The organism is Pelagibacterium halotolerans (genome assembly GCF_044811015.1).
Lineage (GTDB): Bacteria > Pseudomonadota > Alphaproteobacteria > Rhizobiales > Devosiaceae > Pelagibacterium > Pelagibacterium halotolerans_A.
The window spans coordinates 1395167-1419486 of the sequence record NZ_CP085243.1; the positions used below are offsets into that span (position 1 = coordinate 1395167).

Annotated in this window: 24 protein-coding genes; 15 read left to right on the forward strand and 9 right to left on the reverse strand. The window is 58.8% G+C overall.

Annotated features, from left to right (window positions below; genetic code table 11):
* Positions 1-83 precede the first annotated feature (83 nt).
* From LG281_RS06900 to LG281_RS06920, 5 genes are all read left to right on the forward strand, one after another.
* Positions 84-2120 (forward strand): FAD-dependent oxidoreductase, encoded by a 2037-nt coding sequence (locus LG281_RS06900; RefSeq protein ID WP_404405682.1) that lies wholly within the window; start codon positions 84-86, stop codon positions 2118-2120.
* A 352-nt stretch (positions 2121-2472) separates the two neighbouring features.
* Complete coding sequence (locus LG281_RS06905; RefSeq protein ID WP_404405684.1) at positions 2473-3567, forward strand: ABC transporter ATP-binding protein; 1095 nt, start codon at positions 2473-2475, stop codon at positions 3565-3567.
* Between the two features lie 82 nt (positions 3568-3649).
* Positions 3650-4741: an extracellular solute-binding protein gene (locus tag LG281_RS06910; protein ID WP_404405686.1), complete on the forward strand. Its 1092-nt coding sequence runs from the start codon at positions 3650-3652 to the stop codon at positions 4739-4741.
* Between the two features lie 28 nt (positions 4742-4769).
* Positions 4770-6131 (forward strand): ABC transporter permease, encoded by a 1362-nt coding sequence (locus LG281_RS06915; RefSeq protein WP_404405688.1) that lies wholly within the window; start codon positions 4770-4772, stop codon positions 6129-6131.
* 19 nt (positions 6132-6150) lie between these two features.
* On the forward strand, positions 6151-7002 hold the full coding sequence (locus LG281_RS06920) for an ABC transporter permease (protein ID WP_404405690.1): 852 nt from the start codon (positions 6151-6153) through the stop codon (positions 7000-7002).
* A 100-nt stretch (positions 7003-7102) separates the two neighbouring features.
* On the opposite strand, the gene LG281_RS06925 is transcribed toward LG281_RS06920, so the two are convergent.
* Positions 7103-7558 carry an Lrp/AsnC ligand binding domain-containing protein gene (locus LG281_RS06925; protein WP_404405692.1) on the reverse strand — a complete coding sequence of 152 codons (456 nt, stop codon included), beginning with the start codon at positions 7556-7558 and terminating at the stop codon, positions 7103-7105.
* A 242-nt stretch (positions 7559-7800) separates the two neighbouring features.
* Here LG281_RS06925 and LG281_RS06930 point away from each other — a divergent pair, with 242 nt between their 5' ends.
* Entirely contained in the window at positions 7801-8418 is a 618-nt protein-coding gene (locus LG281_RS06930) for a helix-turn-helix domain-containing protein (protein WP_404405694.1), read from the forward strand.
* A gap of 225 nt (positions 8419-8643) precedes the next feature.
* On the forward strand, positions 8644-9201 hold the full coding sequence (locus tag LG281_RS06935) for a hypothetical protein (RefSeq protein ID WP_404406653.1): 558 nt from the start codon (positions 8644-8646) through the stop codon (positions 9199-9201).
* A 175-nt stretch (positions 9202-9376) separates the two neighbouring features.
* Here the strand turns inward: LG281_RS06935 and LG281_RS06940 are convergent, their stop codons facing one another.
* Entirely contained in the window at positions 9377-10111 is a 735-nt protein-coding gene (locus LG281_RS06940) for a GntR family transcriptional regulator (RefSeq protein ID WP_404405696.1), read from the reverse strand.
* A 133-nt stretch (positions 10112-10244) separates the two neighbouring features.
* Here LG281_RS06940 and dctP point away from each other — a divergent pair, with 133 nt between their 5' ends.
* The 4 genes from dctP to LG281_RS06960 all read left to right on the forward strand — a co-directional run bounded on the left by dctP (position 10245) and on the right by LG281_RS06960 (position 14154).
* Positions 10245-11252 carry a TRAP transporter substrate-binding protein DctP gene (dctP, locus tag LG281_RS06945; protein WP_404405698.1) on the forward strand — a complete coding sequence of 336 codons (1008 nt, stop codon included), beginning with the start codon at positions 10245-10247 and terminating at the stop codon, positions 11250-11252.
* Between the two features lie 71 nt (positions 11253-11323).
* Positions 11324-11887, forward strand: a complete 564-nt coding sequence (locus LG281_RS06950) for a TRAP transporter small permease (protein WP_404405700.1) — start codon at positions 11324-11326, stop codon at positions 11885-11887.
* Positions 11884-13179: a TRAP transporter large permease gene (locus tag LG281_RS06955; RefSeq protein WP_404405702.1), complete on the forward strand. Its 1296-nt coding sequence runs from the start codon at positions 11884-11886 to the stop codon at positions 13177-13179. Before LG281_RS06950 ends, LG281_RS06955 begins: the two co-directional genes overlap by 4 nt.
* Positions 13180-13203: 24 nt before the next feature.
* On the forward strand, positions 13204-14154 hold the full coding sequence (locus tag LG281_RS06960) for a dihydrodipicolinate synthase family protein (RefSeq protein WP_404405704.1): 951 nt from the start codon (positions 13204-13206) through the stop codon (positions 14152-14154).
* A gap of 9 nt (positions 14155-14163) precedes the next feature.
* Here the strand turns inward: LG281_RS06960 and LG281_RS06965 are convergent, their stop codons facing one another.
* The 7 genes from LG281_RS06965 to LG281_RS06995 all read right to left on the reverse strand — a co-directional run bounded on the left by LG281_RS06965 (position 14164) and on the right by LG281_RS06995 (position 20470).
* The gene (locus LG281_RS06965; RefSeq protein WP_404405706.1) at positions 14164-15006 is read right to left on the reverse strand and encodes a shikimate dehydrogenase family protein; all 843 of its coding nucleotides are present in this window, start codon (positions 15004-15006) and stop codon (positions 14164-14166) included.
* Positions 15007-15672: 666 nt separating this feature from the next.
* Positions 15673-16128 (reverse strand): hypothetical protein, encoded by a 456-nt coding sequence (locus tag LG281_RS06970; protein WP_404405708.1) that lies wholly within the window; start codon positions 16126-16128, stop codon positions 15673-15675.
* Between the two features lie 769 nt (positions 16129-16897).
* Positions 16898-17110 carry a hypothetical protein gene (locus LG281_RS06975; protein ID WP_404405710.1) on the reverse strand — a complete coding sequence of 71 codons (213 nt, stop codon included), beginning with the start codon at positions 17108-17110 and terminating at the stop codon, positions 16898-16900.
* A gap of 55 nt (positions 17111-17165) precedes the next feature.
* On the reverse strand, positions 17166-17375 hold the full coding sequence (locus tag LG281_RS06980) for a cold-shock protein (protein WP_404405712.1): 210 nt from the start codon (positions 17373-17375) through the stop codon (positions 17166-17168).
* A 541-nt stretch (positions 17376-17916) separates the two neighbouring features.
* On the reverse strand, positions 17917-18903 hold the full coding sequence (locus LG281_RS06985) for a hypothetical protein (protein WP_404405714.1): 987 nt from the start codon (positions 18901-18903) through the stop codon (positions 17917-17919).
* 47 nt (positions 18904-18950) lie between these two features.
* The gene (locus tag LG281_RS06990; RefSeq protein WP_404405716.1) at positions 18951-19871 is read right to left on the reverse strand and encodes a nucleotidyl transferase AbiEii/AbiGii toxin family protein; all 921 of its coding nucleotides are present in this window, start codon (positions 19869-19871) and stop codon (positions 18951-18953) included.
* Positions 19868-20470, reverse strand: coding sequence for a type IV toxin-antitoxin system AbiEi family antitoxin domain-containing protein (locus LG281_RS06995; RefSeq protein WP_404405718.1), 603 nt, complete (start codon positions 20468-20470; stop codon positions 19868-19870). The genes LG281_RS06990 and LG281_RS06995 overlap by 4 nt, the downstream gene beginning before the upstream one ends.
* A 775-nt stretch (positions 20471-21245) precedes the next feature.
* Here LG281_RS06995 and LG281_RS07000 point away from each other — a divergent pair.
* The 4 genes from LG281_RS07000 to LG281_RS07015 are packed head-to-tail and all read left to right on the forward strand — an operon-like array spanning position 21246 to position 24181.
* Entirely contained in the window at positions 21246-21473 is a 228-nt protein-coding gene (locus LG281_RS07000) for a hypothetical protein (RefSeq protein ID WP_404405720.1), read from the forward strand.
* A 37-nt stretch (positions 21474-21510) separates the two neighbouring features.
* Positions 21511-22617: a hypothetical protein gene (locus LG281_RS07005; protein WP_404405722.1), complete on the forward strand. Its 1107-nt coding sequence runs from the start codon at positions 21511-21513 to the stop codon at positions 22615-22617.
* On the forward strand, positions 22611-23063 hold the full coding sequence (locus LG281_RS07010) for a toxin-activating lysine-acyltransferase (protein ID WP_404405724.1): 453 nt from the start codon (positions 22611-22613) through the stop codon (positions 23061-23063). Before LG281_RS07005 ends, LG281_RS07010 begins: the two co-directional genes overlap by 7 nt.
* Positions 23060-24181: a cupin-like domain-containing protein gene (locus LG281_RS07015; protein ID WP_404405726.1), complete on the forward strand. Its 1122-nt coding sequence runs from the start codon at positions 23060-23062 to the stop codon at positions 24179-24181. Before LG281_RS07010 ends, LG281_RS07015 begins: the two co-directional genes overlap by 4 nt.
* The last annotated feature ends 139 nt before the right edge of the window (positions 24182-24320 follow it).

The window sequence follows — 24320 nt, forward strand, 5'->3', positions numbered from 1 at the left end:
ATGTACATAATCGTCAACACAATTGACACTAATGTACATTTCCAATTATGCTTCCGGCAAATCTCTAGCCCGGAGCCCGGCCGATGTCGAACGACCCCCTCCTTCAGCCGTTCCAGCTCAAGCATCTCACACTGCGCAATCGCATCATCATGACGGCGCACGAGCCGGCCTATCCGGAAGAGGGCATGCCCAAGGCGCGCTACCGCGCCTATCATGTCGAGCGCGCCAAGGGTGGGGTCGCCATGACCATGACGGCGGGTTCGGCGGCCGTTTCCAAGGATAGCCCTCCGGTCTTCAACAACCTGCTCGTCTACAAGGACGAGGTTGTGCCGTGGATGAAGGACATGACCGACGCCGTGCACGAGCAGGGTGCCGCCATCATGATCCAGCTGACCCATCTCGGCCGCCGGACGCGCTGGGACAAGGCATTCTGGCTGCCCGTCGTCTCACCCTCGCACCGCCGCGAGGCGTCCCATAAAGCCTTCCCCAAGAAGATGGAAGACTGGGACATCGAGCGGATCATCACCGATTACGCCGACGCGGCCGAACGGATGAAGGCCGGCGGCATGGACGGCATCGAGCTGCAGGCTTATGGCCATTTGATGGACCAGTTCTGGTCCCCCCTGACCAACGAGCTCGATGCTCCCTATGGCGGCTCGCTGGAAAACCGGCTGCGCTTCACCTTCGATGTTCTCAAGGAAATCCGCAAGCGCGTCGGCCCCGACTTCATCGTCGGGGTGCGCTATACGGGCGACGAGATGCTTGAGGGCGGGTTGACCAAGGCGGATGGCCTGGATATCTCCAGGCGCCTCAAGGAGAGTGGCCTTGTCGATTTCCTGAACGTCGTCCGGGGGCATATCGACACCGATGCCGGGCTGACCGACGTCATCCCGATCCAGGGCATGGCCAATTCCCCGCATCTCGATTTTGCAGGCGAGGTGCGCGCCGCCACCAATTTCCCCACCTTCCATGCGGCCAAGATCCCGGATGTAGCCACTGCGCGCCACGCGATCGCCTCGGGTAAGCTCGACATGGTCGGCATGACCCGTGCCCACATGACCGATCCCCATATCGTGCGAAAGATCATCGAAAGGCGCGAAGATGACATCCGGCCCTGCGTCGGCGCGAACTATTGCCTCGACAGGATCTACCAGGGTGGCGCTGCCTACTGCATCCACAACGCGGCGACCGGGCGCGAACTCGACATGCCGCACACGATCGCGCGGGCGGAAACGCGCAAGAAGATCGTCATCGTCGGCGCGGGCCCCGCGGGCCTCGAGGCCGCGCGGGTCGCCGGGGAACGGGGTCACGAGGTCGTCGTCTTCGAGGTGGCCCCGGATCCCGGCGGCCAGATCCGCCTGACCGCGCAGAGCGAGCGGCGCAAGGAAATGATATCCATCATCGACTGGCGCATGGCACAATGCGAGAAATACGGCGTCACCTTCCACTTCAACACCTGGGCCGACGCCGGGACCGTTCAGGCGGAAAACCCCGACGTCGTCATCATCGCCACGGGTGGCATGCCGCATACCGAGGTCCTGACCAAGGGCAACGAACTGGTCGTCTCGAGCTGGGATATCATCGCCGGCGATGTGAAGCCCGGGTCCAATGTGCTGGTCTTCGACGACGCGGGAGATCATGCCGGGCTTCAGGCCGCCGAAATCCTCGCTGATGCTGGAGGCAGGGTCGAAATCATGACCCCTGACCGGTCCTTTGCGCCCGAGGTCATGGCGATGAACCTGACCCCTTATATGCGCGCGCTCCAGAACAAGGAGGTGACCTTCACGGTCACCTACCGCCTCGAGGCTGTCGAAAAGGACGGCAACCAACTGATTGCGTATGTGGGGAGCGATTATGGCGGGGTTTCCAAGCAACGCACCTTCGACCAAATCGTGGTCAATCACGGCACCGTCCCCCTCGACGAGATCTATTTCGACCTCAAACCGGCGTCCACGAACCTCGGCGAGGTGTCCTATGAGCAACTGATTGCGGGCGTTCCCCAGTCTGTGATCCGTAATCCCGATGGCGGTTTTCAGCTGTTCCGGATCGGCGATGCAGTCTCTGCCCGCAACACCCATGCCGCGATTTACGACGCGCTGCGGCTAATGAAGGACGTCTGACCGGAGACGCGGCACGTTCAGATCAGACGCAAGTGACAATAGGGAAGACCGCGATGAACCTTCTTGGGCCGATCAAGCAGTCGATATCCGCGCCTCCGTCACCCGTCCAAAGGCTCGGTCCATCGCAGAATATATATGGCCGCGCATTTCCTGCCGCCGAAAATAAGACACAAGCCGATCCCACCAATTTCTATCGAAACATTGGTGTTTATCGCTACCTTTTACCCAAAACTTAGTGGACTTCACTTCGTCGGGTTTTGCTAGGCTGCTCGTGAAATCGACGCAGAACGTCGCATTCTCATCGCCGATGGGCCGGCAAAACCATCGGCGACGACAAGGGGAAAGGAATAGCATGACGGTCCAGTCCGGTGCGGATGTGCGCTTTGATAAAGTGCAAAAAAGCTACGATGGCGAGACACTGGTCGTTAAAGAGTTTACGCTGGACATCGAAAAGGGCGAATTTCTGACCATGCTCGGGCCCTCAGGCTCCGGCAAAACGACATGCCTGATGATGCTGGCTGGCTTCGAACCGGCGACATCTGGAGAGATTTTCCTCAATAACGAGCCGATTAATAATGTGCCGCCGCATAAGCGCGGCATTGGGATGGTGTTCCAGAACTACGCCCTGTTCCCGCACATGACAGTTGCCGAGAACCTCGCCTTTCCGCTGCAGGTGCGCGGCATGGGCAAGGCTGAACAGGAAGACAAGATCAAGCGCGCGCTTGAGATGGTGGAGCTCCCTGGATTTGGTAGCCGCCGGCCCGCACAACTTTCGGGCGGGCAGCAACAGCGCGTCGCTGTAGCAAGGGCGTTGGTTTTCGAGCCTCAACTCGTGCTTATGGACGAACCCCTTGGGGCCCTCGACAAGCAGTTGCGCGAGCAAATGCAGTACGAGATCAAACACATCCACGAAAATCTCGGCGTCACCGTCGTTTATGTCACGCATGATCAGTCGGAGGCGTTGACGATGTCCGACCGGGTGGCTGTCTTTAACGACGGAGTGATCCAGCAGCTTTCGACGCCAGATGCGCTCTATGAAGCCCCTGAAAGCTCTTTCGTCGCTCAGTTCATCGGCGAAAACAACAAGTTGCATGGCAAAGTCGAGGCGATAAACGGCAAAACCTGCGATGTCCGGCTGGCGGATGGAACTCTGCTTAAGGCCGAGAAAGTGAACGTCGGTGCGGTCGGGACGGGCACCACGCTGTCGCTGCGGCCCGAGCGCGTGGAATTCGACGATGCAGAGGGCATGGACAACGTCGTCACCGGCAAGATCAAGGAAATGATTTATCTGGGCGATCACATCCGGATTCGCATGAATGTGGCCGGCAATGACGAATTCATCGTCAAGGTCCGAAACCGCGGACAGAAACGTGATCTCTCGGTGGGTCAATCGGTTCAGGTAGGTTGGGCGACCAGCGATTGCAAGGCACTCGACCTGTTCACCTGACGAATGCTGGCCATCGGGGCCGGCACGCCGCGCTGAGTTTGCGCAATTCGGCAATCTTAAACAAAGGATGAGGGAACATTTCATGAAACCACAATTGCTATTGGCGCTATCCGCGTCACTGGTTGCCATGACGACTGCGGCCAACGCCGAGGACATTACGGCCGTATCCTGGGGCGGCGCGTATTCGGAATCGCAGCTCAAGGCCTATGACGAGCCATTCACGGCTGAAACCGGTATTGAAATTCTGCACGAAGACAAGTCCGCCAACGCTCTGGCGGGCATCCGTTCGCAGGTCGAGGCCGGCAACGTGACCTGGAATGTCGTCGACATGCTGCAGGCGGACGCCCAGCGTGCCTGTGACGAAGGGCTCATCCTCGAGATCGACCCGGATGAATGGCTTGCGCCTGCCCCCGACGGCACGCCGCCGGCCGAAGACTTCGTTGAAGGCACGATGGGTGACTGCTTCATTCCCCAGATTCTGTATTCGACGATGTTTGCCTACAACACCGAAGCCTTCCCCGATGGCGGGCCGCAAACGATTGAAGACGTGTGGGATCTGGAAACCTATCCTGGTGTCCGCGCGCTGCAGAAAATCCCGCAAAAGAATCTGGAATGGGCTCTGATTGCCGATGGCGTGCCCGCTGACGACGTTTATGACGTGCTGGCGACGCCTGAAGGACAGGATCGTGCCTTTGCCAGCCTCGACCGGATCAAGGACAGCGTGATCTGGTGGGATGCCGGCGCCCAGCCGCCGCAGATGCTCGCCGACCAGGAGGCTGTCATCGCGACGGCCTACAATGGCCGCATCTTCAATGCCCAGGTCAACGAAGGCCAGCCTTTTGAGATCATCTGGGACCGCCAGATGTTCGAGACCGATGGCTGGGTCATTCCGGTGGGCCAGTCCGAAGAGGATCTCGCCCTCGTGAAGGAATACATCTACTTCGCGACCGATACCCAGCGCCTTGCCGACCAGGCCAAATACATCTCCTACGGCCCTGCTCGTAATTCGTCGGCGCCGCTGGTTGGCGTGCTCGAAGGTACGGATATCGATATGAAGCCGCATATGCCTACGAACCCGGAGAACCTGGCAACGGCAGTTGCGTTCGACGTCGACTTCTGGACCGACTACGGCGACTCGCTCGAAGAGCGTTTCGCGGCGTGGCTGGCGCAGTAGCTTTTAACCACGGCCCGGGGCGGCTCCAATGCCGACCCGGGCCGAACGTTTCTTCGGGATGCGCAATGCGCCCGGAGGTGGGGCAGGACCAACCGAGCAGGCAAAGATCACGATGGCGGAAACGACGGCAAGTCCAATCCCAGAGCACGATTCTGCACCATCGGTATTGGATGGTGGAACGTTAAAGTCGGCTCTACGCCGGTCGCAAGCCAAGGCACGGCGCCGGGCTTTCTATCTTGTGTTGCCGATCCTGATTTTTCTGGTTGCGTCGTTCGCGGTTCCGATCCTGCAACTTGTCGTGCGCTCGGTATATAATCCGGAAGTCGCCGAGTATCTGCCGAATGTCTCGCAGGTGATAGGAAACTGGGATGGGGCCGAGGTTCCATCCGAGGACGTTTTCGCTGCCCTGGCCGAGGACATCCGTATCGGCGCGGAAAACAACACGATTGGCCGCGTCGCCGCCCGTATCAATCGTGAAATCCCCGGAGCGCGGTCGACCTTCATGGGCATGTCGCGCGAGATCGACGAGATCGAACCGCCTTATCGCGAGGCGTTCCTTGCCGACGATGAGGACTGGGGCGATCTCCAGCTCTGGCGTCTCATTCAACGCGAAACACGCACAATTACCCCTGTCTATTACATGCTGGCGATGGACCTGGAATACGATTCCGAAGGGAACATCGTGGAACGGCCGGAAGACTACCGGATCTTCCGCATGCTCTTTGTCCGCACGGCATGGATGAGCCTGACGATCACCGGCCTTTGCCTGCTGCTCGGCTTTCCTGTCGCCTATCTGCTCGCGACCCAACCGGCGCGAATTGCCAACCTTTTGATGATCCTCGTACTTCTTCCGTTCTGGACGTCGCTTCTCGTGCGAACCTCGGCCTGGATGGTGCTGTTGCAGCAGCAAGGTGTTATCAACGATACTTTGGTTTGGCTTGGCATTGTATCGGATGATGGCCGCTTGCGGCTTATCTATAATCAGATCGGCACGATCATAGCGATGACTCACATCCTGCTGCCGTTCATGATCCTGCCGGTCTATTCCGTCATGAAAACGATCTCGCCATCCTACATGCGCGCCGCGCGCTCGCTTGGCGCAAACAGCCTCACAGCATTCACACGGACTTATCTGCCGCTGACGATTCCCGGAATCGCCGCTGGCGTGCTGCTCGTCTTCATCCTTGCCATTGGCTACTACATCACGCCGGCTCTTGTTGGCGGCGAGAGCGGCATCTTCGTCTCGAACCTCATTGCCAGCAACATGCAAGGATCGCTCTCTAGCTTGAAGCTCGCCGCAGCGCTTTCGGCGATCCTCCTGGTGTTCGTGATGGCGTTCTACTGGCTCTTTAACAAACTAATCGGCGTCGACCGGTTGAAGTTCGGCTAATTTCGGGGAGACCGGCCAAATGGCACTACCTGCTTACGCTTCGACAGGCGAACGGATCTGGTACTACGCATTCCGTGTCATCTGCGCGCTGATCCTGCTGTTTTTGATCTTTCCGATCCTGGTGATCATTCCGCTATCGTTCAACGCGCAGCCCTACTTTACCTTCACTCAGGAAATGTTGCGCTTTGACCCCGCCGGCTACTCCACCCGCTGGTACGATGCGTTGTTTTCAAGCGAGGAGTGGCTATCGGCCATCCGCAATTCATTCTTCATCGCGACCATGTCGACGCTGGTCGCCACATCCCTCGGAACGCTCGCGGCAATTGGCCTGAGCCGTCCGGAAATGCCCGCGCGTAGCCTCATTACGGCGCTGCTGATCTCGCCGATGGTGGTTCCGCTCATCATTACAGGCGCAGCACTTTATTCCTTCTACGCCAGGCTCAATCTGACCGATACATACTTTTCCATCATCATGGCGCACGTGGTCCTCGGCACGCCATTCGTCATCATCACCGTGACTGCATCGATGTCCGGTTTCGATCAGGGGCTTATCCGCGCGGCACAGAGCCTCGGCGCCAATCAGGTTACGACCTTCTTCAAGGTGATTCTGCCGCTTCTCCTTCCCGGCGTCATCTCCGGCGCGCTGTTTGCGTTTATCACCTCACTGGACGAGATCGTCGTCGTGCTGTTTCTCGCCGGTCCGGAACAAACACCGATGACAGTGCGCATGTTCTCGGGCTTGCGTGAGGAGATCAGTCCGATCATCCTTGCCGTCGCGTTCATACTCGTACTGGTTTCTATAGCGACACTAACCACCCTGGAGATGTTGCGCCGCCGCAGCGAGCGGATACGGGGTATGAGCCCCGCCTGAAAGCCCAACCGATAATTCGGCGGCCGAGGCCCTGAGATACAGGTCGCGAATGGCGGCCCGTCTTCCTGCCTGCCGAGACAACGATCAGTGAGGACGGGCGTTATTCGCGAACTGCTTCCATTGCGACGAATGTCGTGGTGTTCGAGACGTGCGGCAACGCCGACAAGACAGTTCCCAGCACCGCGCGATATTCCGCAATATCGCTGGTTCGCACCTTTAGAAGATAGTCGAAGCCGCCCGCAATCATGTGGCATTCCTCGATTTCCGGAATGCGCAGGGCTGCCTCGTTAAAGGCCTTCAAGGCTGCGTCTCTGGTATCGGAGAGGCAAACCTGGACAAAGGTGATGTGGCTGCGCCCGAGTTTGGTCTGGTCGACCGATGCGCGATAGCCGGTTATAAAGCCCCTAGCCTCGAGTTTGCGGAGTCGCATCTTGCACGGCGTTGCCGACAACCCGATCCGATCGGCCAGTTCCGTGATCGTTATACGTCCGTTCGTCGATATCACATCCAGAATATGCCGGTCGAACCGATCAATATGCGCGCCCTCTTTACTCATGCACCCACGTCCTCGCACGTCATCGCACCGCTCCCTTGCTGCTTCGAAACCCTCCAGAATCGAATTAGTACGACGGAGATTGCGTATATGCAAATTCCATGCGCATTGTGGATTTTCTTTGAGCGCTTTCGGGGACCGGAGGTCGGTGTCGGCGGAAGGCGCGAGAAAGAATGTGCTATATCGAATACCGAGAGAATCTTCGCGATTCAGAATGTTGCGAGAATGTTCTAGCAAGAGCACCCATGTCGAAACCGTCATCAACGAAGATCCGGAATCTGTTCCGCCAAGACAAGCCCGATCCCGCTATCTGGGAGAATCTCAAGGCTTTGCGGCGCGATAAAGGGATGACGTTGAGTGCGGCCGCGGCAGCCTGTTCGGTTTCAACCGCTACGCTTTCGCGGATCGAGAACGGGCACCTCTCGCCGACGTTCGATGTCATCTCGAAGATCGCCGAAGGTATGGGCGTAGGGCTAAGCGACTTCCTTTTCTACACTGACATGCGCATGCTGAGCGGCTGGCGCAGCATGACGCGCGGCGGCTCCGGCCGCATCGTCGAAACGCCGCAATACCGGTTCGAATTGCTGTGCGACGACGTGCTGCGCAAGGCCTTTCTGGTTCTGCGCGCAACGGTCCTGAAACGCAGCCTCGAGCAGTTCGGTCCCCTCCACTCTCATTCCGGACACGAACAGATCATCGTGCAGACCGGTCGTGTCGAGGTATGGACCGAGCATTACAAGCCCGAGGTGCTCGGCGTTGGCGACAGCATGGCCTTTGACAGCACGCTGGGGCACGCGCTGATTTCTCTCAGCGAGGACCCGGCAACCGTCCTCTGGATCTGCGACTCCCAAAAAGTGATATGACCGCCGACGTTTGGGACGGGAAAAGCCGCGCGACGGTTGTGCTCGACGCTTCGCCCGACCTTACCGACATTTCAGCGCAGGCCAGCCGGCTCGCCCGGTTCTAGGAGACAACGATGCACATTCTTTCGCTGGAGGAAACCCGGTCCGCCCTGCCCTTCGACCGGCTGATCGCGGCCCTCAACGAAGGATTCCGCGTCGATTGCATGTCTCCTCTGCAGCATCATCATTTCATCCGGACGCGTGGGCGCCAATATTCCGGCGGCCTATCGCGCCGCGCTTCCCATTGAGGACGTTGAAATCTGGAGCTGCACGGCAAAGAACGCGCGGGACCTTGCCGAAACCTTGCGTAGGCAGAACTTTTCCGCCACGGCCGCGACAAATCTTGAGGCAGCGGTTGGTCGCGCGGATATAGTCTCAAGCGCAACCTTGACGCGCGAGCCGATCCTGAAAGGTATCTGGCTTAAACCGGGCCAGCATCTCGATCTGATCGGCAGCCTCACGCCGGACATGCGGAAGGCCGATGACGACGTCATTCGCCAGGCGCGTGTCTTCCTGGACACGGACCATGCCAAGGGGGAAAGCGGCGACATCCGAATTCCGCTTGAAAGCGGCGTGATCGATGAAGCGAATATTGCAGGTACATTGCAGGATCTCTGCCGACATGACCTCTTTCGGCGCGCTTCGAACAACGAGATCACGCTGTTCAAGGGCGTCGCCACCGCTATCGAGGATCTGAGCGCGGCGGCCTTGGCCGCACCCTTTGTCTCCGAGGCCCGCCCGTGATGTGTAAAGGTATCGATACTGCCTTATGTTCTCATTACGTCGATGCGGCGGATCGATTTCGGTTTAGACGATGACCGTCGTTTGTCAGGAAACGTCTGTCGGAAACCGACCTCGGTGCAATGAAGATCCTGGCGCGACAAAACAAGTTTTCTACGTCGCTAAACGCGCTGCCCCGTCACCTGATGCGGTCGATATTTCCGCCGAGCGCTATATGGAGGGAATTGTCGATATGCTGCATCAAGGCGCGCTCGGTTTTTTCCTGATCCCGGGCTGCCAGCGCCTCCAGGATCTTGTAGTGCTCGCCAAGGATCCGCTCGGCGTTGTCCCCGGTGACCTGGAGCCGGGATTGAACCGCCATCCGGATCTTGATCGCCGTCACGCGGTAGATGTTGTCGATCAGCCTGTTTGACATCGTCCGCACGAAAGCGGCGTGCATGTTCCAGTCTTCGCGCTGAATCAGGTCTAGCAGTTGCGGCGACGCGTTCGGCCCATTCTCCAACAGTTCGGCTTCGAGCGCTTTCTGCTTGTCGATGAAAGCCGCGATCGTCCGGTCGTCGAACCTGCGGATCATGTCGGGCACCGCCGTATATTCGATCATCCGCCGCACCTGATAGGCGTCACGCACGAAGGTCACATCGAGGCTGGGTACCATCAGCCCCTTCTTGGGCACCGTGACAAGCAGCCCCTCGGCCTCGAACCGGGGCACCGACTCACGGATCGATCCGAGCGTCGCACCCGTAAGGTCTACAAGCTCGCGCTGCGATATCAACTGCCCGGGTTTCAGCCGGCCCGAATTAAGCAGGTCCTCTATCTGCTCATAGGCGAACTTGCGCAGACTGCCGTTGCCTGATCCGCGTACGTCGCGGCGCGCGCTCGGAATGGGCTCTTGCCGGGACATTTCCTTCACCATGACCTCTCCCGTAGAAGGATTGAAAACATCCTACTGACATGTTAACGTGATGTCTAGCCGAGACTGCACTCGGACACCGGCTGCGAGCGCAATAGCGGCTCAATCACCTAAGTCTCTGGGAGGAGAATACGAAATGACACTTTCCCGCCGTCAGTTTTCCATCAGGGCGTTTGCACTGACCTGTTTGGCCGCAATCGTTCCCGCCAGCGCGCAGGCGCAAGACACCGTCACTCTTCGGATGTCCACACCGGCATCTGAAACCGACCAGCGCAGCATCGCACTTGAAGAGGTCTTTGCTCCCGCGGTCGCCGAATTTGCGACCTATGAACCCCATTACAACGCATCGCTGATCGCTCAGGGCTCCGAACTCGAATCCATCGCCACGGGCGATCTGGAAATGTCGATCACCTCAGCGCAGGAACTTGCCACGTTCTTCCCCGAATTCTCGATCTTCACGGCGGGCTATGTGCATCAAAGCGCCGAGCATCAGGTCGCCGTTTTCAACGACGCGGTGATGGATCCGTTCAAGCAGAAGGTTGAAGACGAGCTTGGCGTGAAGCTTCTGGCGGTGATGTATCTGGGCAAGCGCCACGTGAATCTGCGTTTCCCCCGGTCCGAACGCGACGTGCAGACACCGGACGATCTGGCTGGTGTGAACCTGCGTATGCCCGGCAGCGAGGCCTGGCAGTTCCTTGGCCGCGCGCTCGGCGCCAATCCGACCCCGATGGCCTTCACCGAGGTTTATACCGCATTGCAGACCGGATCAGTCGACGGACAGGACAACCCTTTGCCGACGGTCGTTGACGCCAAGTTCTACGAGGTGACCGAGCAGATCGCTTTGACCCAGCACTTGGTCGACCTCAACTACATCGCGTTCTCCAAATCCGTTTGGGACAGTCTGACCCCTGAGCAGCAGGCTACCGTTGAACAGGCCGCTGTCGATGCCGCCGAGTCCGCCCGGCAGGCTCAGCTTGCCAAGGAAGAAGAGCTTGTTGCCTTCCTTGAGGAGCAGGGTCTCGACATTTATGAGCCCGATCTCGCGGCCTTCCGCGAGCATGTCCAGGCCGAATACCTGGCCTCCGACCTCGCGGCATCCTGGCCGGAAGGCGTGTTGGACCGCATCAACGAACTCGGTGAATAACGCCGATCGGTGACAAAACGGAGGGCGGGAACCGCCCTCCGCATCCCTCTCGTTTTCATAGAGAACACGACATGTCCAACGTCATTCGCTTCCTGCGCTGGTTGAGCGAAGCCGTCGCGGCGCTGTTCATGCTCCTGATGTTCGCGACGTTCATCGTACAGGTCGCCATCCGCTACGGAGCGCGGCTGGATGGATTGACCGCGGCACTGCCGTTTCTCGATCCCAACCTTTACGGCTGGACACTCGAGTTCTGCCTCGCCCTTTGGGTCTGGCTGATCTTTTGGGGCAATTCCTTCATCGTGCGGGCTGCCGATCACGTGTCGTTCGATATCATCGCGGAAAGCGTGCCGCGCCCGGTTGCACGCGTCTTTTTGGTCATCACCGGCCTGGCCATCGGCATTGGACTGCTGGCATCGATCGTACCGACTTGGGAGCGTTTTGCCATTCTGCGCATAAAGCAGACCGCGACGCTGGGCGATCTTTTCGGCGACTGGATTCGCATGCGCGACGTCTACGCGATCTATATCCTCTTCCTCGTCGTCGTGGGCCTCAGGGCCCTCTGGGCCGCTGCACAGGCGATCTGGGGCAAGAGAAGCCCGCTTCTTGCGCAGACCGACGAAGGGCAATCGGAATGACGCTCGAATTCTTCCTTTGTCTCGCGACCCTGTTCCTGATTGCCGGGATGGGCGCACCCATCGCCTATGCAATTCTTGTGGGCGCATTCGTCTATCTTCTGGCCGCCGGCCAGAGCATAGGCATTGCCGGTAAGGTGTTGATGGATGGGCTCTATCAAAGCTTCATCCTTCTCGCCGTGCCGCTCTTTATCGTTGCCGCGAATATTATGAACGCCGGAACGGTGTCGGACCGCCTGCTGCAGTTTTGCGTAGCGCTGGTCGGGCGTTTCCGGGGCGGATTGGGGCACGTCAATGTCGTTGCCTCACTGGTCTTTTCCGGCATGTCGGGATCGGCTGTGGCCGACGCTGCCGGGGTGGGCAAAATCATCATCGGGATGATGATCAAGTCGGGTCATTATACGCGCGGCTATGCCGCCGCAATTACCGCCGCGTCCGCGACCATCGGCCCGATTATCCCGCCGTCCATTCCCATGGTGCTTTATGCGCTCATCTCCAATACGTCGATTGGATATCTCTTTCTGGCCGGCATTTTGCCGGGCCTGCTGATGGGCGCGGTACTGATGGTGATGAATTTATGGATCTCGCACCGGCGCGGGTTCGGCAAGGAAGAGCCGGTACCGCTCAAGGCGTTTCCCAGGGTCACAGCGCGAGCATTCCCCGCATTGTTGATGCCGGCAATCCTGCTTTACGGCATTTATGGCGGCGTGACGACGCCGACCGAAGCGGCGGCTGTTGCAGCACTCTACGCGCTTCTTCTCGCAGCCATATTCTATCGTTCACTGAGCCTGAAAGGCTTCTACACCATCCTCGTTGCGAGCGCGCGCTCCTCCGCTGCAATCGGCCTGGTGATCGGTGGTGCGTTGATCCTCAATTATGTCGTGGCGTCAGAAAACATTCCGGGGCGCGTTGCCAACGCCCTTGTCGGGTTGGATGTGGATCCGCTGGTGTTCTTTCTTGCCGTCAACCTGCTGATTTTGCTTTTAGGCTGCATTCTCGATGCCACGACCATCATCCTCGTGATCATTCCGCTCTTTCTGCCAGCGTGCCGGGAGCTGGGTATCGATCTCGTGCATTTCGGCGTCGTAGCGATCGTCAATTGCATGATCGGCCTGATCACCCCACCTTACGGAATTCTCTTGTTCGTCATCAACGCCGTCACCGGTATTCCGCTGGCCGAGATTATCCACGAAATCTGGCTCTTCCTGGCCGTGCTCGTCTTCGCCCTTCTAATTTTGATCTTGGCGCCGGATATCACCCTATGGCTCCCCCGGCTGCTCGGCTATGCCGGCTGAGCCAACACCCTGATGGAACCCAAAATGCAGCATGACATCTCGGGCATTTTTCCCGTTGTTCTTACCCCGTTCGATGCTGAAAACCGCATCGACTGGGAAGGATATGCCCGTCTTCTCGACTGGTACGCCGCCAATGGCGCGAGCGGATTGTTCGCTGTGTGCCAATCTTCGGAGATGCAGCACCTCAGCCTCGACGAGCGCCAGGATCTGGCGCGGTTCACTGTCGAACATGTGAAGGGCCGCATACCGGTTGTGGCCTCGGGCCATATCTCGAACTCGGCGGACGACCAGAAGGCCGAATTAAGGGCCATCGCGGAAACGGGTGTCGACGCTGTGGTTTTCGTGACCAACAGGTTCGCAGCCGCCGACGATCCCGAAGGGACGTTGCTCGCCCGGATGCAGGACGTAATGTCGGCCCTGCCGAGCGATACCGTGTTTGGTCTTTACGAGTGCCCGGCACCCTATCGGCGGCTTTTGACCGACGAAGAACTTAAATGGTGTGCCGACAGCGGGCGCTTTGCCTTTCTCAAGGACGTCGCCTGCGATCTCGACATTGTGAAACGGCGGATCGCGCTCACCAAGGGAACGCCGCTTGCCATCAACAACGCCAATGCGGCGACAGCCTGGGCGGTGATGCAGGCAGGAGGCAAGGGATTTTCCGGCGTGATGAATAATTTTCATCCCGACCTCTATCGCTGGCTTTATGATCAAGGCGCGGCGTATCCGGATGCAGCCGACGAACTCGATACCTTCCTCGTCTTGTCGGCACTTTGCGAGCCCTTCGGTTACCCCAAACTGGCCAAACGCTTTCATACCCGGATCGGTACTTTTGCCAGCGAACATACGCGCTCCGTCCCCTATGACTTGCCCGATCGGCATTGGGCGATCGACGCCATCCTCGATCAGATCATCGCAGGCGCCGACCGTGCGCGGGCGCGGATTGCCGGGCTGGAGCGCCGTGACACGATTGCCTGATGGTGGCTTTCACGGATCGGCGCGTTTGGACAAAAGGTCGTCCCGGAGCCGGGCTGTATCGACAGACAGCCCGGAAAAAAGCGTCCATGCGTGAACGCCCTGAAAGAAGAACAGCTCCCAGCCTGAAATAAGGACCAATCCCTCCGCCCTGGCATCGGACAGAAATCGCGTATCGGGCGGAGTATAAACCGCGTCGAAAGCCCATGCCGCTCCCCTCATCGCCTCACGCGGGAGAGGTGTCCCCTCGAGGCCCGCCATCCCCACCGGGGTACAATTGACGAGACCGTCGGCCCCCGACGCAGCTTTCACAACATCGGTCCAGACGCTGAGATCGATACCCGGAACCGCGCGCTGCAGGTCCTCGGCCAGCCTATCGGCCCTTGCAGGGTCCTTGTCGACAAGACGGATCGCAGTCGCGCCGAGAGCCGCCAGGGCAAAGGCCGCCGCTCGTCCGACACCACCCGTGCCGATAAGCAAGGTCTCGCCGGGCGCCGCGTCGCCCCTGACCTTGCGATAGGCCTCGACAAAACCGGTGTAGTCGGTGTTGTACCCCTTTGCTCCCTCCGTCTCGAACAGCACGGTATTGACGGCCCCCATGCCCCGGACGAGATCGTCATCGATCGCCACCCGCTCCGCTGCGCGCTCCTTATAGGGATATGTAACGTTGATTCCGCGAAATGCTCCTTTGCCGCAGGCCGCAAACACCTCATCGAAAGACAGACCTAAGTCGCGCGGGACCAACCGGCGATACACCACAGCCACTCCGTGTTGCGCGCCGGCATGACGATGCAAATGTGGTGCACGCGACGAAGCGATGTTATCGCCAATGAGCCCGAGCTGAAGGCCTGTCATGTCAAATTCCGTTTTTTGGGATGCGCCCGACAACCCGACCTCCTGCGGCGCCAATTACAATCGAGAAGGCAGAACAGGATTTTTGCCCGATCGTTGGCAGCAAGCAGCCATATACGGAAAAGCGGAGTGTGGCGACAAGGATGTGGGCGCCTATCGGATGTCCCCGTGCTGAGTTCCTGTCACCGAGCGCTAAAGAGGCGGGTCAGGAAACGTGATCAGAAATTCCCTCACGTGCTGATCGATGGGCATTTCGCCCAGAACCGGGACGGAGGATTCTGGCATGCAGTCAGACCAACCTAACGCTTGACTATCAATAACTTGCATAAAAAATGGCTGAGCGCCAGGATTCGCAGTCAAGCCGAGAAGCCGCACTAACTTCTTGATTTTCAATGCATCCGCTGCAGCGCATTTCTCTCCGCGCGCCCGCGATGTGTCCTACCTATACAGGCGGGCAGGCCGCAACTGGGGAGGACGCGATCGAACCTAAGTAACTAGGCAACGCGAGCAGCGCAGGCGCATTAGCACTGTAGCCGTTCTGGGGAGAATTGATCCCATTCCCTGGCCCTCGGCCTTGTCCCTCTACCCGGTTAAGCATTCTGACCTCCGGCATTGCCGGAGGTCATTTATCAGTGCGCAAAAGATTGTCTCGGGCAAGCAGCCATCCTGTTATTGCGCGGTAGCATCGTCGGCTTCGTCCTCGGTCAACGCAGGCTCTTCAACCGCGCCCGGCTCTACCACGTCGCCATCTTCGACGACAGGCAGCTCTGAAGGATCAATCTCGGAAATCATTCGAGCACACAATGTCATGGTGGCGCGTGCGGCCTCGTCCTGGTTCGGCATCATCGCCCAACCGCCTTCCTCGATGATTTCTCGCTGCCGAATAGAACTCGACGTTTCATTGAGGTTTGCGAGGTTCTCTCGTGCGTTCTCGTCAGCCATGAAATTTTGAACGCATATAGCGGCGGCCAGGTCGGTGCGCCCTTGCGCAGCTGCGTCCGCAGCATTTTGGGCGGCTGTGCCGCCGGTGACCCAGCCTCCCCACGAGAAGCCGACGATCGCGACGGCAACGCCGCCAACGACCGCGCCGTACACGGCGGGTTTGATCCATTCGGGGATGTTCATAAATATCCGATCAGTTCGGGTGGGACGGCGGGATCACCGTCTGCAAAAACCCTAACACACCCGCTCCAGCTTTCCCAATTTCGCAACACTCAAGCAGGTTGGGTCGCGGTCCTATTGGGCAGATCGCCGAGCTTTTCTTATCCGGGAGTGGCATGTGCCGGTGCTTGAATGCTGTTCTGTTCCATAACCGCGAAATGGGTTGCCGCAACACCCAGCATGCAGACCACCACGAAAACCAGCAGTCCAAACCCTCGGAATCCCATCATGATTTCTCCGAACGGCCGCCAGGCCAACAAGACCACGACGAACCTCCGCATAGCTTGCGCAGCGGGCGCTTACCAGATGCCATTGGCACCGGTGTAATAGCCCACCATCAATAACGAGAGGCACAGCCCGGTCCAAAGCGCCATTCCATGGAGCCTGGACGGCCAACCGGATATTTTCGCGCGCCGGCTCATTGCTGCAACCGGGGCGCCGTTACGGCGGTCAATGGAACCGCCAAGACGGCCGCGGGCGTTGTCTGCGCAGTGGTGTGGGTCAGAGCGTGCGCCAGACGCGGGTAAAGGCGCCTGTCAAAGCGAAGAGCGGACATTGCCGGATTTCGTACCGGAAAGCTCACGACCTTGGATGTGTTGAGATGTTCGTGCTGCATGATATCGGCCCTCGATGGCTTCATTTGGAAGCTCGGGTTCCAGTGAACCGGATGGTCCATCGGATAGTTGACGGGCATTTGGGATGCATTCGTGGATCGATGCGACCATGCTGCTCCCTAAAGGGTAGTTTGTGCCCGTCGCTTGGCCTTCAGAAGCGAGGTACGGCTGGACGTGATCTCGGCTTGATGGGCCAGCCGCAGCGAACGCAGCCGTTCGGTTTTTTCCCGCATTGCCCGCTGTTGTTCCTCGACGGAATTCATAGCCGCAGTATCCTTGCGCAAAAGGGCTGCAAAACGGCTTTCGGCGTCTTCGCGAAGTTTGCTTGTCATAAGGTGTCCTTTCGATTGAACGGAAGCCGCCCCCACGTGGGGGCGGCTGCCAGGACTATTGCGCAAGCTGCAAGTTGGCCGCGGAAACCTTGCCGTCACGGCCCTGCTCCAGCTCGTAGGACACCTTCTGGCCCTCCGAGAGGCTGGAAATGCCAGCGGCTTCCAGAGCGGTGATGTGGACGAAAGCGTCCTTGGAGCCGTCAGACGGCGCGATAAAGCCGAAACCTTTGGTATGATTGAAGAATTTTACGGTGCCATTGGTCATTTAAACTACCTGTGTGTTGGCTCGAAGCGAAATGCACGAGCATGGACCCGCTCCGCAACAGCGCGGAGACGGTACGTTCGCAAAAATCGAAGGGTAGCCAAGCAATCCGGCAAAGCCGGTGATCAGATAGCCGATGACGGCTGTAAACGTGTTGCTAATATGGGTCCTCAAGTGACGCTTAGCAAGCCCTCATTCCCAAACGGTTGCTAGAGAGTCCGTTGGAAACCTCGGATGCAAGCCAACGGTCTCCGACAGAAGGGCCTTGCCAAGAAGGGTGTGCCCACTGAGGATTTCGGTGCGCAGTCATACCTAACGCTTGAATATCAATGGCTCGCATGAATGCTGGCTGGGGTTCCTGGAAGCATTTAGAACTTTGTGCGTTTCACCTCCAGCAGAAATGAAGGTGCTCATGGAGGATGCGGATGCGCTTGAGCGGGTTTCGGCGTAGGGGTGAAGCCTCTGCGTGTCCATCGCCATCGAACAGCTTACTGCCGCTCAAGGGTCTGGGCGGATGGTTTGATTATGCGGTGCGTTCCGGGTGTTACCTGTTCTTCTTGGGGCCATCTCCGATTGTGGCGGAGATGCGCTGAGCTAGGCGCTCGCGCAGGTCTTCCGACGCTTTCCAGACGATGTGATTATATTGGCGGGTGTCGAAGTGAACCTTGCCGAGCGCATCTTCCCGGCAAGTGAAGATGACCGGAATATTGGGGCCGTGGGCAAAACCAGCCTCGTAATAGACACCACCCCGAGCACCGGTTTCCCCTTGCGTGAAATCAGCAATAAGGAACCGGGAGCGCCGGATTTCTGCTATGATCTCGTCGTCGATCTTGTTGTTATGCTCCTTACCGTCAATCCGAACCGGCTGGTACCCCGCATCCGCAATGGCTGCGGCAATGCCCTTTTCGTAGGCGTCGTTCATGGAATTGTCGAACCACATGGCCACGAAGGCCTGGTCTGATGCGGAACTCGCACCGTCAAGCTCGGCGAGACGGGCATAGCCTGGCGGCCTGAGCATCAACTCATGGATTGTATTTTTGGATGCCCCTGTCCGCTCCGTGGCACGATGCTCAACCCACGCCTCCTGCGCGCAATACTCAGCGAGCGTAATGACTTCTGAAATTTGGCGAGAGCCAGTCCAGGCTAGCAACTCGTGCTCAGCTTCCGCAGCCTTGGAGTTATCCAATGCATAGAATTTAACGACCGCACCCAAGAGGTCGCTCTTGGTGCGGAGATAGCGCAGTAGATTGTCCGCGCGCTCGTGCACTGCCAGCGGGCGCCGACGTTCCGCCTCGTCGATGGTCGTGCTCATGATCTCCGGGCATTCGATGCCGAGTCGGCGCTGATCGACGAGCCATGTCGTGAGGCGCGCTTTTGTGGCATCGTCCGTCCGGCCCATATTTACTTCGGCGGTCCTGCTGATGAAATACCGACCGCCAGCGCGTGGTGAGTCGACATTAACGCCGTCACGTCCCGATGTTTGTGTATCTGCCGACGTTCCCCAAATTGGGCATTTGTTGTCGCTCGTCATCTTATTTTTCCTTGCTCCAATCACATATTCAACGACACCTGCCTCGCCTACTTCCAACGACCGCCAACAGCCCATTTACCCTCGAACGGCCTGCCGGCGGTAAGGGCTCGGACGGGTGGCAGAACAAACGCGGCCACCTTCGCCTGCATCTCCGCGAAGGGTCCCGGCGCCATGGCAAGGGCCGTCCGGCGCAAGAACCCCCGCCATTGCGCCTGCTTCGCGGCGTCTTCGGCAAAGGCTGGCGTCAGTGCGATGGGCGTTTCCGCAGGGACATTCGTATCGCGCCGCTCAAAGGTCGCGCGAATGGCGTCGGCGAGGATCAAGCCCTCGAACGAAAACGTCTCCGAGATCGCCCAGAGGTCGAAGAAGTCCTTCATGCGGCTGTTGAGCATGCCGAGCGCAACCAGCGCCTGGAACTTCTCGGCTACGACCGTCTCAGGCGGATAGGCCCGGAGCCGCGGCGCTGGCATATCGAGCAATGAGGGATAGTCGATTTCCTGCACGGCCGGGGTCACGGCATCGCCAAATCCGATGTCGATCTGGATGGGCAGGCGCGCGCCGGCGATCTCGGCGGTCATGGTGACCCGGACGCCGCTATATTCGTCTTCAGCCCGGGCCGGCTCGGCCTGCAGGGTTTCCGGCTTGAAGACCACGCCATCGTCCTCGACGTCGATCCCGCAGATTTCGCGGAAGACCGCAGCGATCCGCTCCGGCGCAGCATCGCCATATCCCAGAAGATCGAGATCGCCGGTGGCCCTGTAAGGCGTGGGTGCCCAGAGGCTGAACAGCATGGCACCCTTGAGGACGAATTGATCTCTGTGGGGCGACAGACTCAGCCGATAGAGAAGCCGCTCGATGGCGAAACGGATGAGCGTAAGCTGGACGTTTTCCTTGCGTTCGCTTGCGCGCCGTGTGAGCCGTCCCCGGACCGAGGCGCCGACATTCTTGAGGGGCGGCTTCGGGGTCATACCGTGGCCTCGATATAGGGGCGCATCACGTTCTGCACACGGTCGATAGCGGCGAAATGCCAGAGGTCATCGACCGTGGCGCGGCGGCTTCGGAGACAGTCTCTCAGCGCGTCGATGGCGACATCGAGACCGACCTGGCTGCGGTATTTGAAACAGTCGGCGACCGTCTTGGCCGGATTGGTGATGGGCACTTCCACCTGCTCGATCGTGCGCCAGTCCACGCCGGCCGTCAGGGCTTCGCCGGTGGCGCGGATGATACGAAGCGAGACGGGCGGTTTTTTCGGCGCCCATTTCTTGTGGCCGATCAGCATCCACACCTGATGCGGCAGTTGGGTCGTGAGTTCGTGGAACCTGAGCGCAGAGAGCAGGCATATAACGCCGTGGGGCACCGCCCGGGCGGCTTCGGCAAGGCTGTGGGACTCGGACCATTCCGCATCGGCAAGCTGGTAAAGACCGCGCCCCGTGCGCACCAGAAGCCCCTGGTCCTGCAGTCGCCGCAGATAGGCGCGCGGAACGCCCGCCGCATCGAAATCGCGCGCACGCGCGATGCCGCGCTCCCTGACGATGGTGAGCGCGCGATCCTTCAGCGTTCCTCCCATTGGCGGTTTTGGGGTGGCTCCCGCCATGCTTCTTAAGCTCGGCAATAATATATAAATGCCGAGAATTTGTATCACGAAAAACGATGTCCCGCAACCGGGGCCGGACAGCTTGACCACGAGTATAGCGCTCATGCGCCATCGGCTCTGCCCTTTGTTCTACATCAGCCGCTGCCACCGCCATCGATCCCACTTCAATCAAGTATCAAGTTAGGCAGCCTTTCGGGTTGACGAACCCTAAGTAAGATCACCTTCGATAGTGAGGCAGACGAGGGAGGCTGGCCGATTACCGTAGATTCTGTCCGGTATGCGCAAGTTTATTATCAAACGCACGGCCGTCGAATTGACACAGTATTAACGCAACATTAAGGCGAAGTAGAAGGCCTCGCACACATCTGGAGTGACTGGTGTAAGCCGCAGCGCTGACGACGATAGTTTTGCCGAATATCACTAGCAAGAACTTCCAAACTTGATATCGATCATAATAGGTAAGTTTCATGGGCAATATCCAAACGTTTACAGAATTTTGTTGTCGGTACATTTGTGGCGTCAGTATTGTTCTGTCTCGATAAACAGATAATCACCTCCGGAAACCATCTGATTTCACTGGAACGAATCGCCAATCCAACTCGCAGGCGTCGAAATGCCGTGCTCTACTGCGTCATTTGTCGCCCGGTCCAAGGTGCATCCTTATTTGTCTATAAGTTGAGGGGGTGATTTAACCGTTTCGCGGTGGAGGTCACGCCTTTTCCAACCGACCGATTCGAGAACTGAATATATGTTTCGTCTTTCCCTGTTCGGGCTTTCGACGCTGGTTTTGTGCATTTTCCAGCTCTGCAGGCCAAAATCCACTAACCGTTTCTGCCGACTGATAAAGACCTGGGCCAGACACTCGGGCGTTTCGGACGATATGGGATTCATTGCCGTTCTGGATATCGACTCCAGCTTTGGCGGCTTAAGCGCTTCGTTGGGCGATAGCGGCGTAACGGTCGAAGCGAGTGTGTAAGATGGGGCGGATTAGCGATTGGTTGAAACTGCACGAGATGGATGCAGCCACTGCGCAGGATATCATCGCTGCCTACCACTCTGGCGAACTTGCCAGTGAGCCGTTTCCTGCGAATGATCTTTCGTCAAGCTGCTCTGCGGGTTTGGAAATCGCGCGGACGAAAGCGGATTGTCTTGAGTTGCTTGTCAAACCGGCATTCGAAAAGGCATTCGAAGCGAGCGGCGACCTGGATGAACTGTTGCAACGGGTGGAGTTCGCCGATCTGTCTCCGGATGACTATGTGCAACCGCATACTGTCGACCGTGGGCCGGAAGCACCGACGCTTGTTGCAATGGATTGGCGCGGAACGCCAGACGATGTGATCTGTCTTGCTCACGAGGTGGCGCATGCACTGCAAATCCTGCTTTCCGCTCACGAAACCATGCCACCTCTGGCGCGCGAGACCTTCGCATTTCTTGGTGAGTTGCTGCTGATCGAGCACACGCGCATTGCAGCGCCCGATCTCTACGGAATGCTTTGCGATGTGTGGTGCTCCGAGAACGCGGCCTATCTCGGCGGCGATCTCGACGCGCTCGCAGCCGCTCTGGCAGACCCGCAAATGCCATATCACTATCGCCAGAACTATCCGATTGCCCGTTTGGCGGCTGTTCAATTGTTCCGGCGCCCCAAGGGAGCGTGGTTGCACGATCTTGCCGCGTCCGGTCGGAATGGCATACGGCACCTGCCCCTCGAGGTTATGGCAAATCGCGCTGGCGAGATCGCGAATTATTTGCCACCTTTCCCGCAGCCCGATACCGAGCGCCCCGCAATCGACGCCTATCGCAGCCTCGGTGCCATGGCTCTGCTCGATATCGATTATTGGCGCGGTGAATCGGAAAAGCGGATCGAAGATTACTATGCCGGCCTTCTCGCGCATCTGCACGAAAAGACAGCATTCCTTGCCCTCGATGCCGACCGCAAGCCGATGGGCTACGCGACCTGGACGCCTCCCGAAGAGGCAGGCTCCGTCACGCTGACCCGTCAGGCCGCACCGTTTGGCGATCACCTGCTGCTGCAACAGATGCTCGAACGCCATCTTGGTCATTCCGGGGCCGTATCCGCACGGCACACGAGAAGCGCGCGGCAGGAGCAGGTGGCATGGTGAATATCGACTACTACGCTAGCGTTGGCTACGCGCTCGAACTTTTGGCACAGTCCCGCTACCACAAGCAGCATGCCCTCGGAGAATACCTCAGGGTCGAGATTCTGCCGGCCCTGTGGGCAAAACAGGCACGCTTCTATGTGACAGACACCGGCATCCCCACGGCCATGGTCACCTGGGCCTGGCTCTCCGAGGCCGTTGAGCGCGATGTCCATGCCACAGGGCGCGCACTAGCCCATGACGAGTGGAATTGCGGTGACCGGTTGTTCTTCAACGACTGGATCACGCCCTATGACAATATCCGCGAAGTGCTGCACGACATGACGCACACCATCTTCCCCGACGAGGTGGCGACCAGTCTACGTCGTAACGCCGACGGCTCGGTGCGCCGCATCAATCGTTGGACAGGCGTCAATGTGCGTAAGGCGACCGAGGGGGCCGTGGCATGAATATCGCTTATCCGAAAGCGGACTTCGAGACAGACCGCGCCGCCATCGATGGATTCGCGGATTTGCTGAAATCCGGCTTTGAAAACCCTGAGGGCATAAGGGGAACCGTTCGGATCACGATCCCCGAATATCGGGATCAAGACTTTATCGCGCGTTACGACGATCAACTGCTCATCGAGCGCCACGATATGGAACGTGAGACCGACACGCAGGTCTCCATACCGATCGGCACCATTCATCGCATCTTCAATGAGTTTGAAGTCCTTGACTGGCGCGATCCGGACATCATCGGCACGATCACCTTCACCGGTAATCTTGCCTTTGCGAATCATCTGGCAAAATCCTGCATTCGACCCAGCAACTGGACGATGGCGCGGTTCCGCGGGGCCGAGCGGCGACATGCTGCAAAGGGATACCGCGAGCTGACGGAAATCGAGTATCTGAACCGGCCGACGCAGCGCCAGATTCTCGAGGTCATGAAGGAGGCTCGGCCCGTGGTCATCACCGGGCTGGAGCCGACTCCGCCATGTCGGGACTGGACGATCGACAAACTGGCCGAGCGCTATGGCGATGCGGTCGTGCGCGTGCGCTCCGCCACCCATCGGCAGACCATGGCGGAGTTCGTGGCCGAGTTGAAGGCGTTCCAGGCCAATCCCTACGACAACATGATCGAAGGCTTCGTGAAGCCCTATACCGAAGGTGCGAACCTGCCTGATGAGATGTGGGCGGATTTCGGTCCGCTCTTTTTCGACCGCGAGGATTTCATCCCGCCGCAGCTTTGGCTGGGCGCGGTGCCCACGCATATCCCGACCTCCAGCCTGCACCGTGACCCGCTGACCGGGTTCCTGTTGCAGGTGATCGGGCGCAAGCGGCTCGATCTCTATTCCGCCGATCAGGCGGAACTGCTCTACCCGATGAAGAGCTATAACAACTATCAGCCCTGCTGGTTCAAACCCGAAGCTCCGGATTACGACATCTATCCGAAAGCACGCGACGCAAGGTGCATTTCGGTGACGCTCAACCCCGGCGAGTTGATCGTGCAACCGGCGGGCTGGTTTCACCAGGTCTATGCCGAGGACAGCCCGAACATGTCGGTGAGTTATTTCTGGCGCTATTAGCGCCGCAACCGGTTTCGCTCCTCACGGTGGGGAGCGGAAGTGGGTGAAGGAGTCTTGACCACGCCTTCACCCGATTGAGCCGCCGGGCAGGAAAACCCGGCAGACAGCAACGCGGCAAGGGTAGCAGAACCCGGCCGCA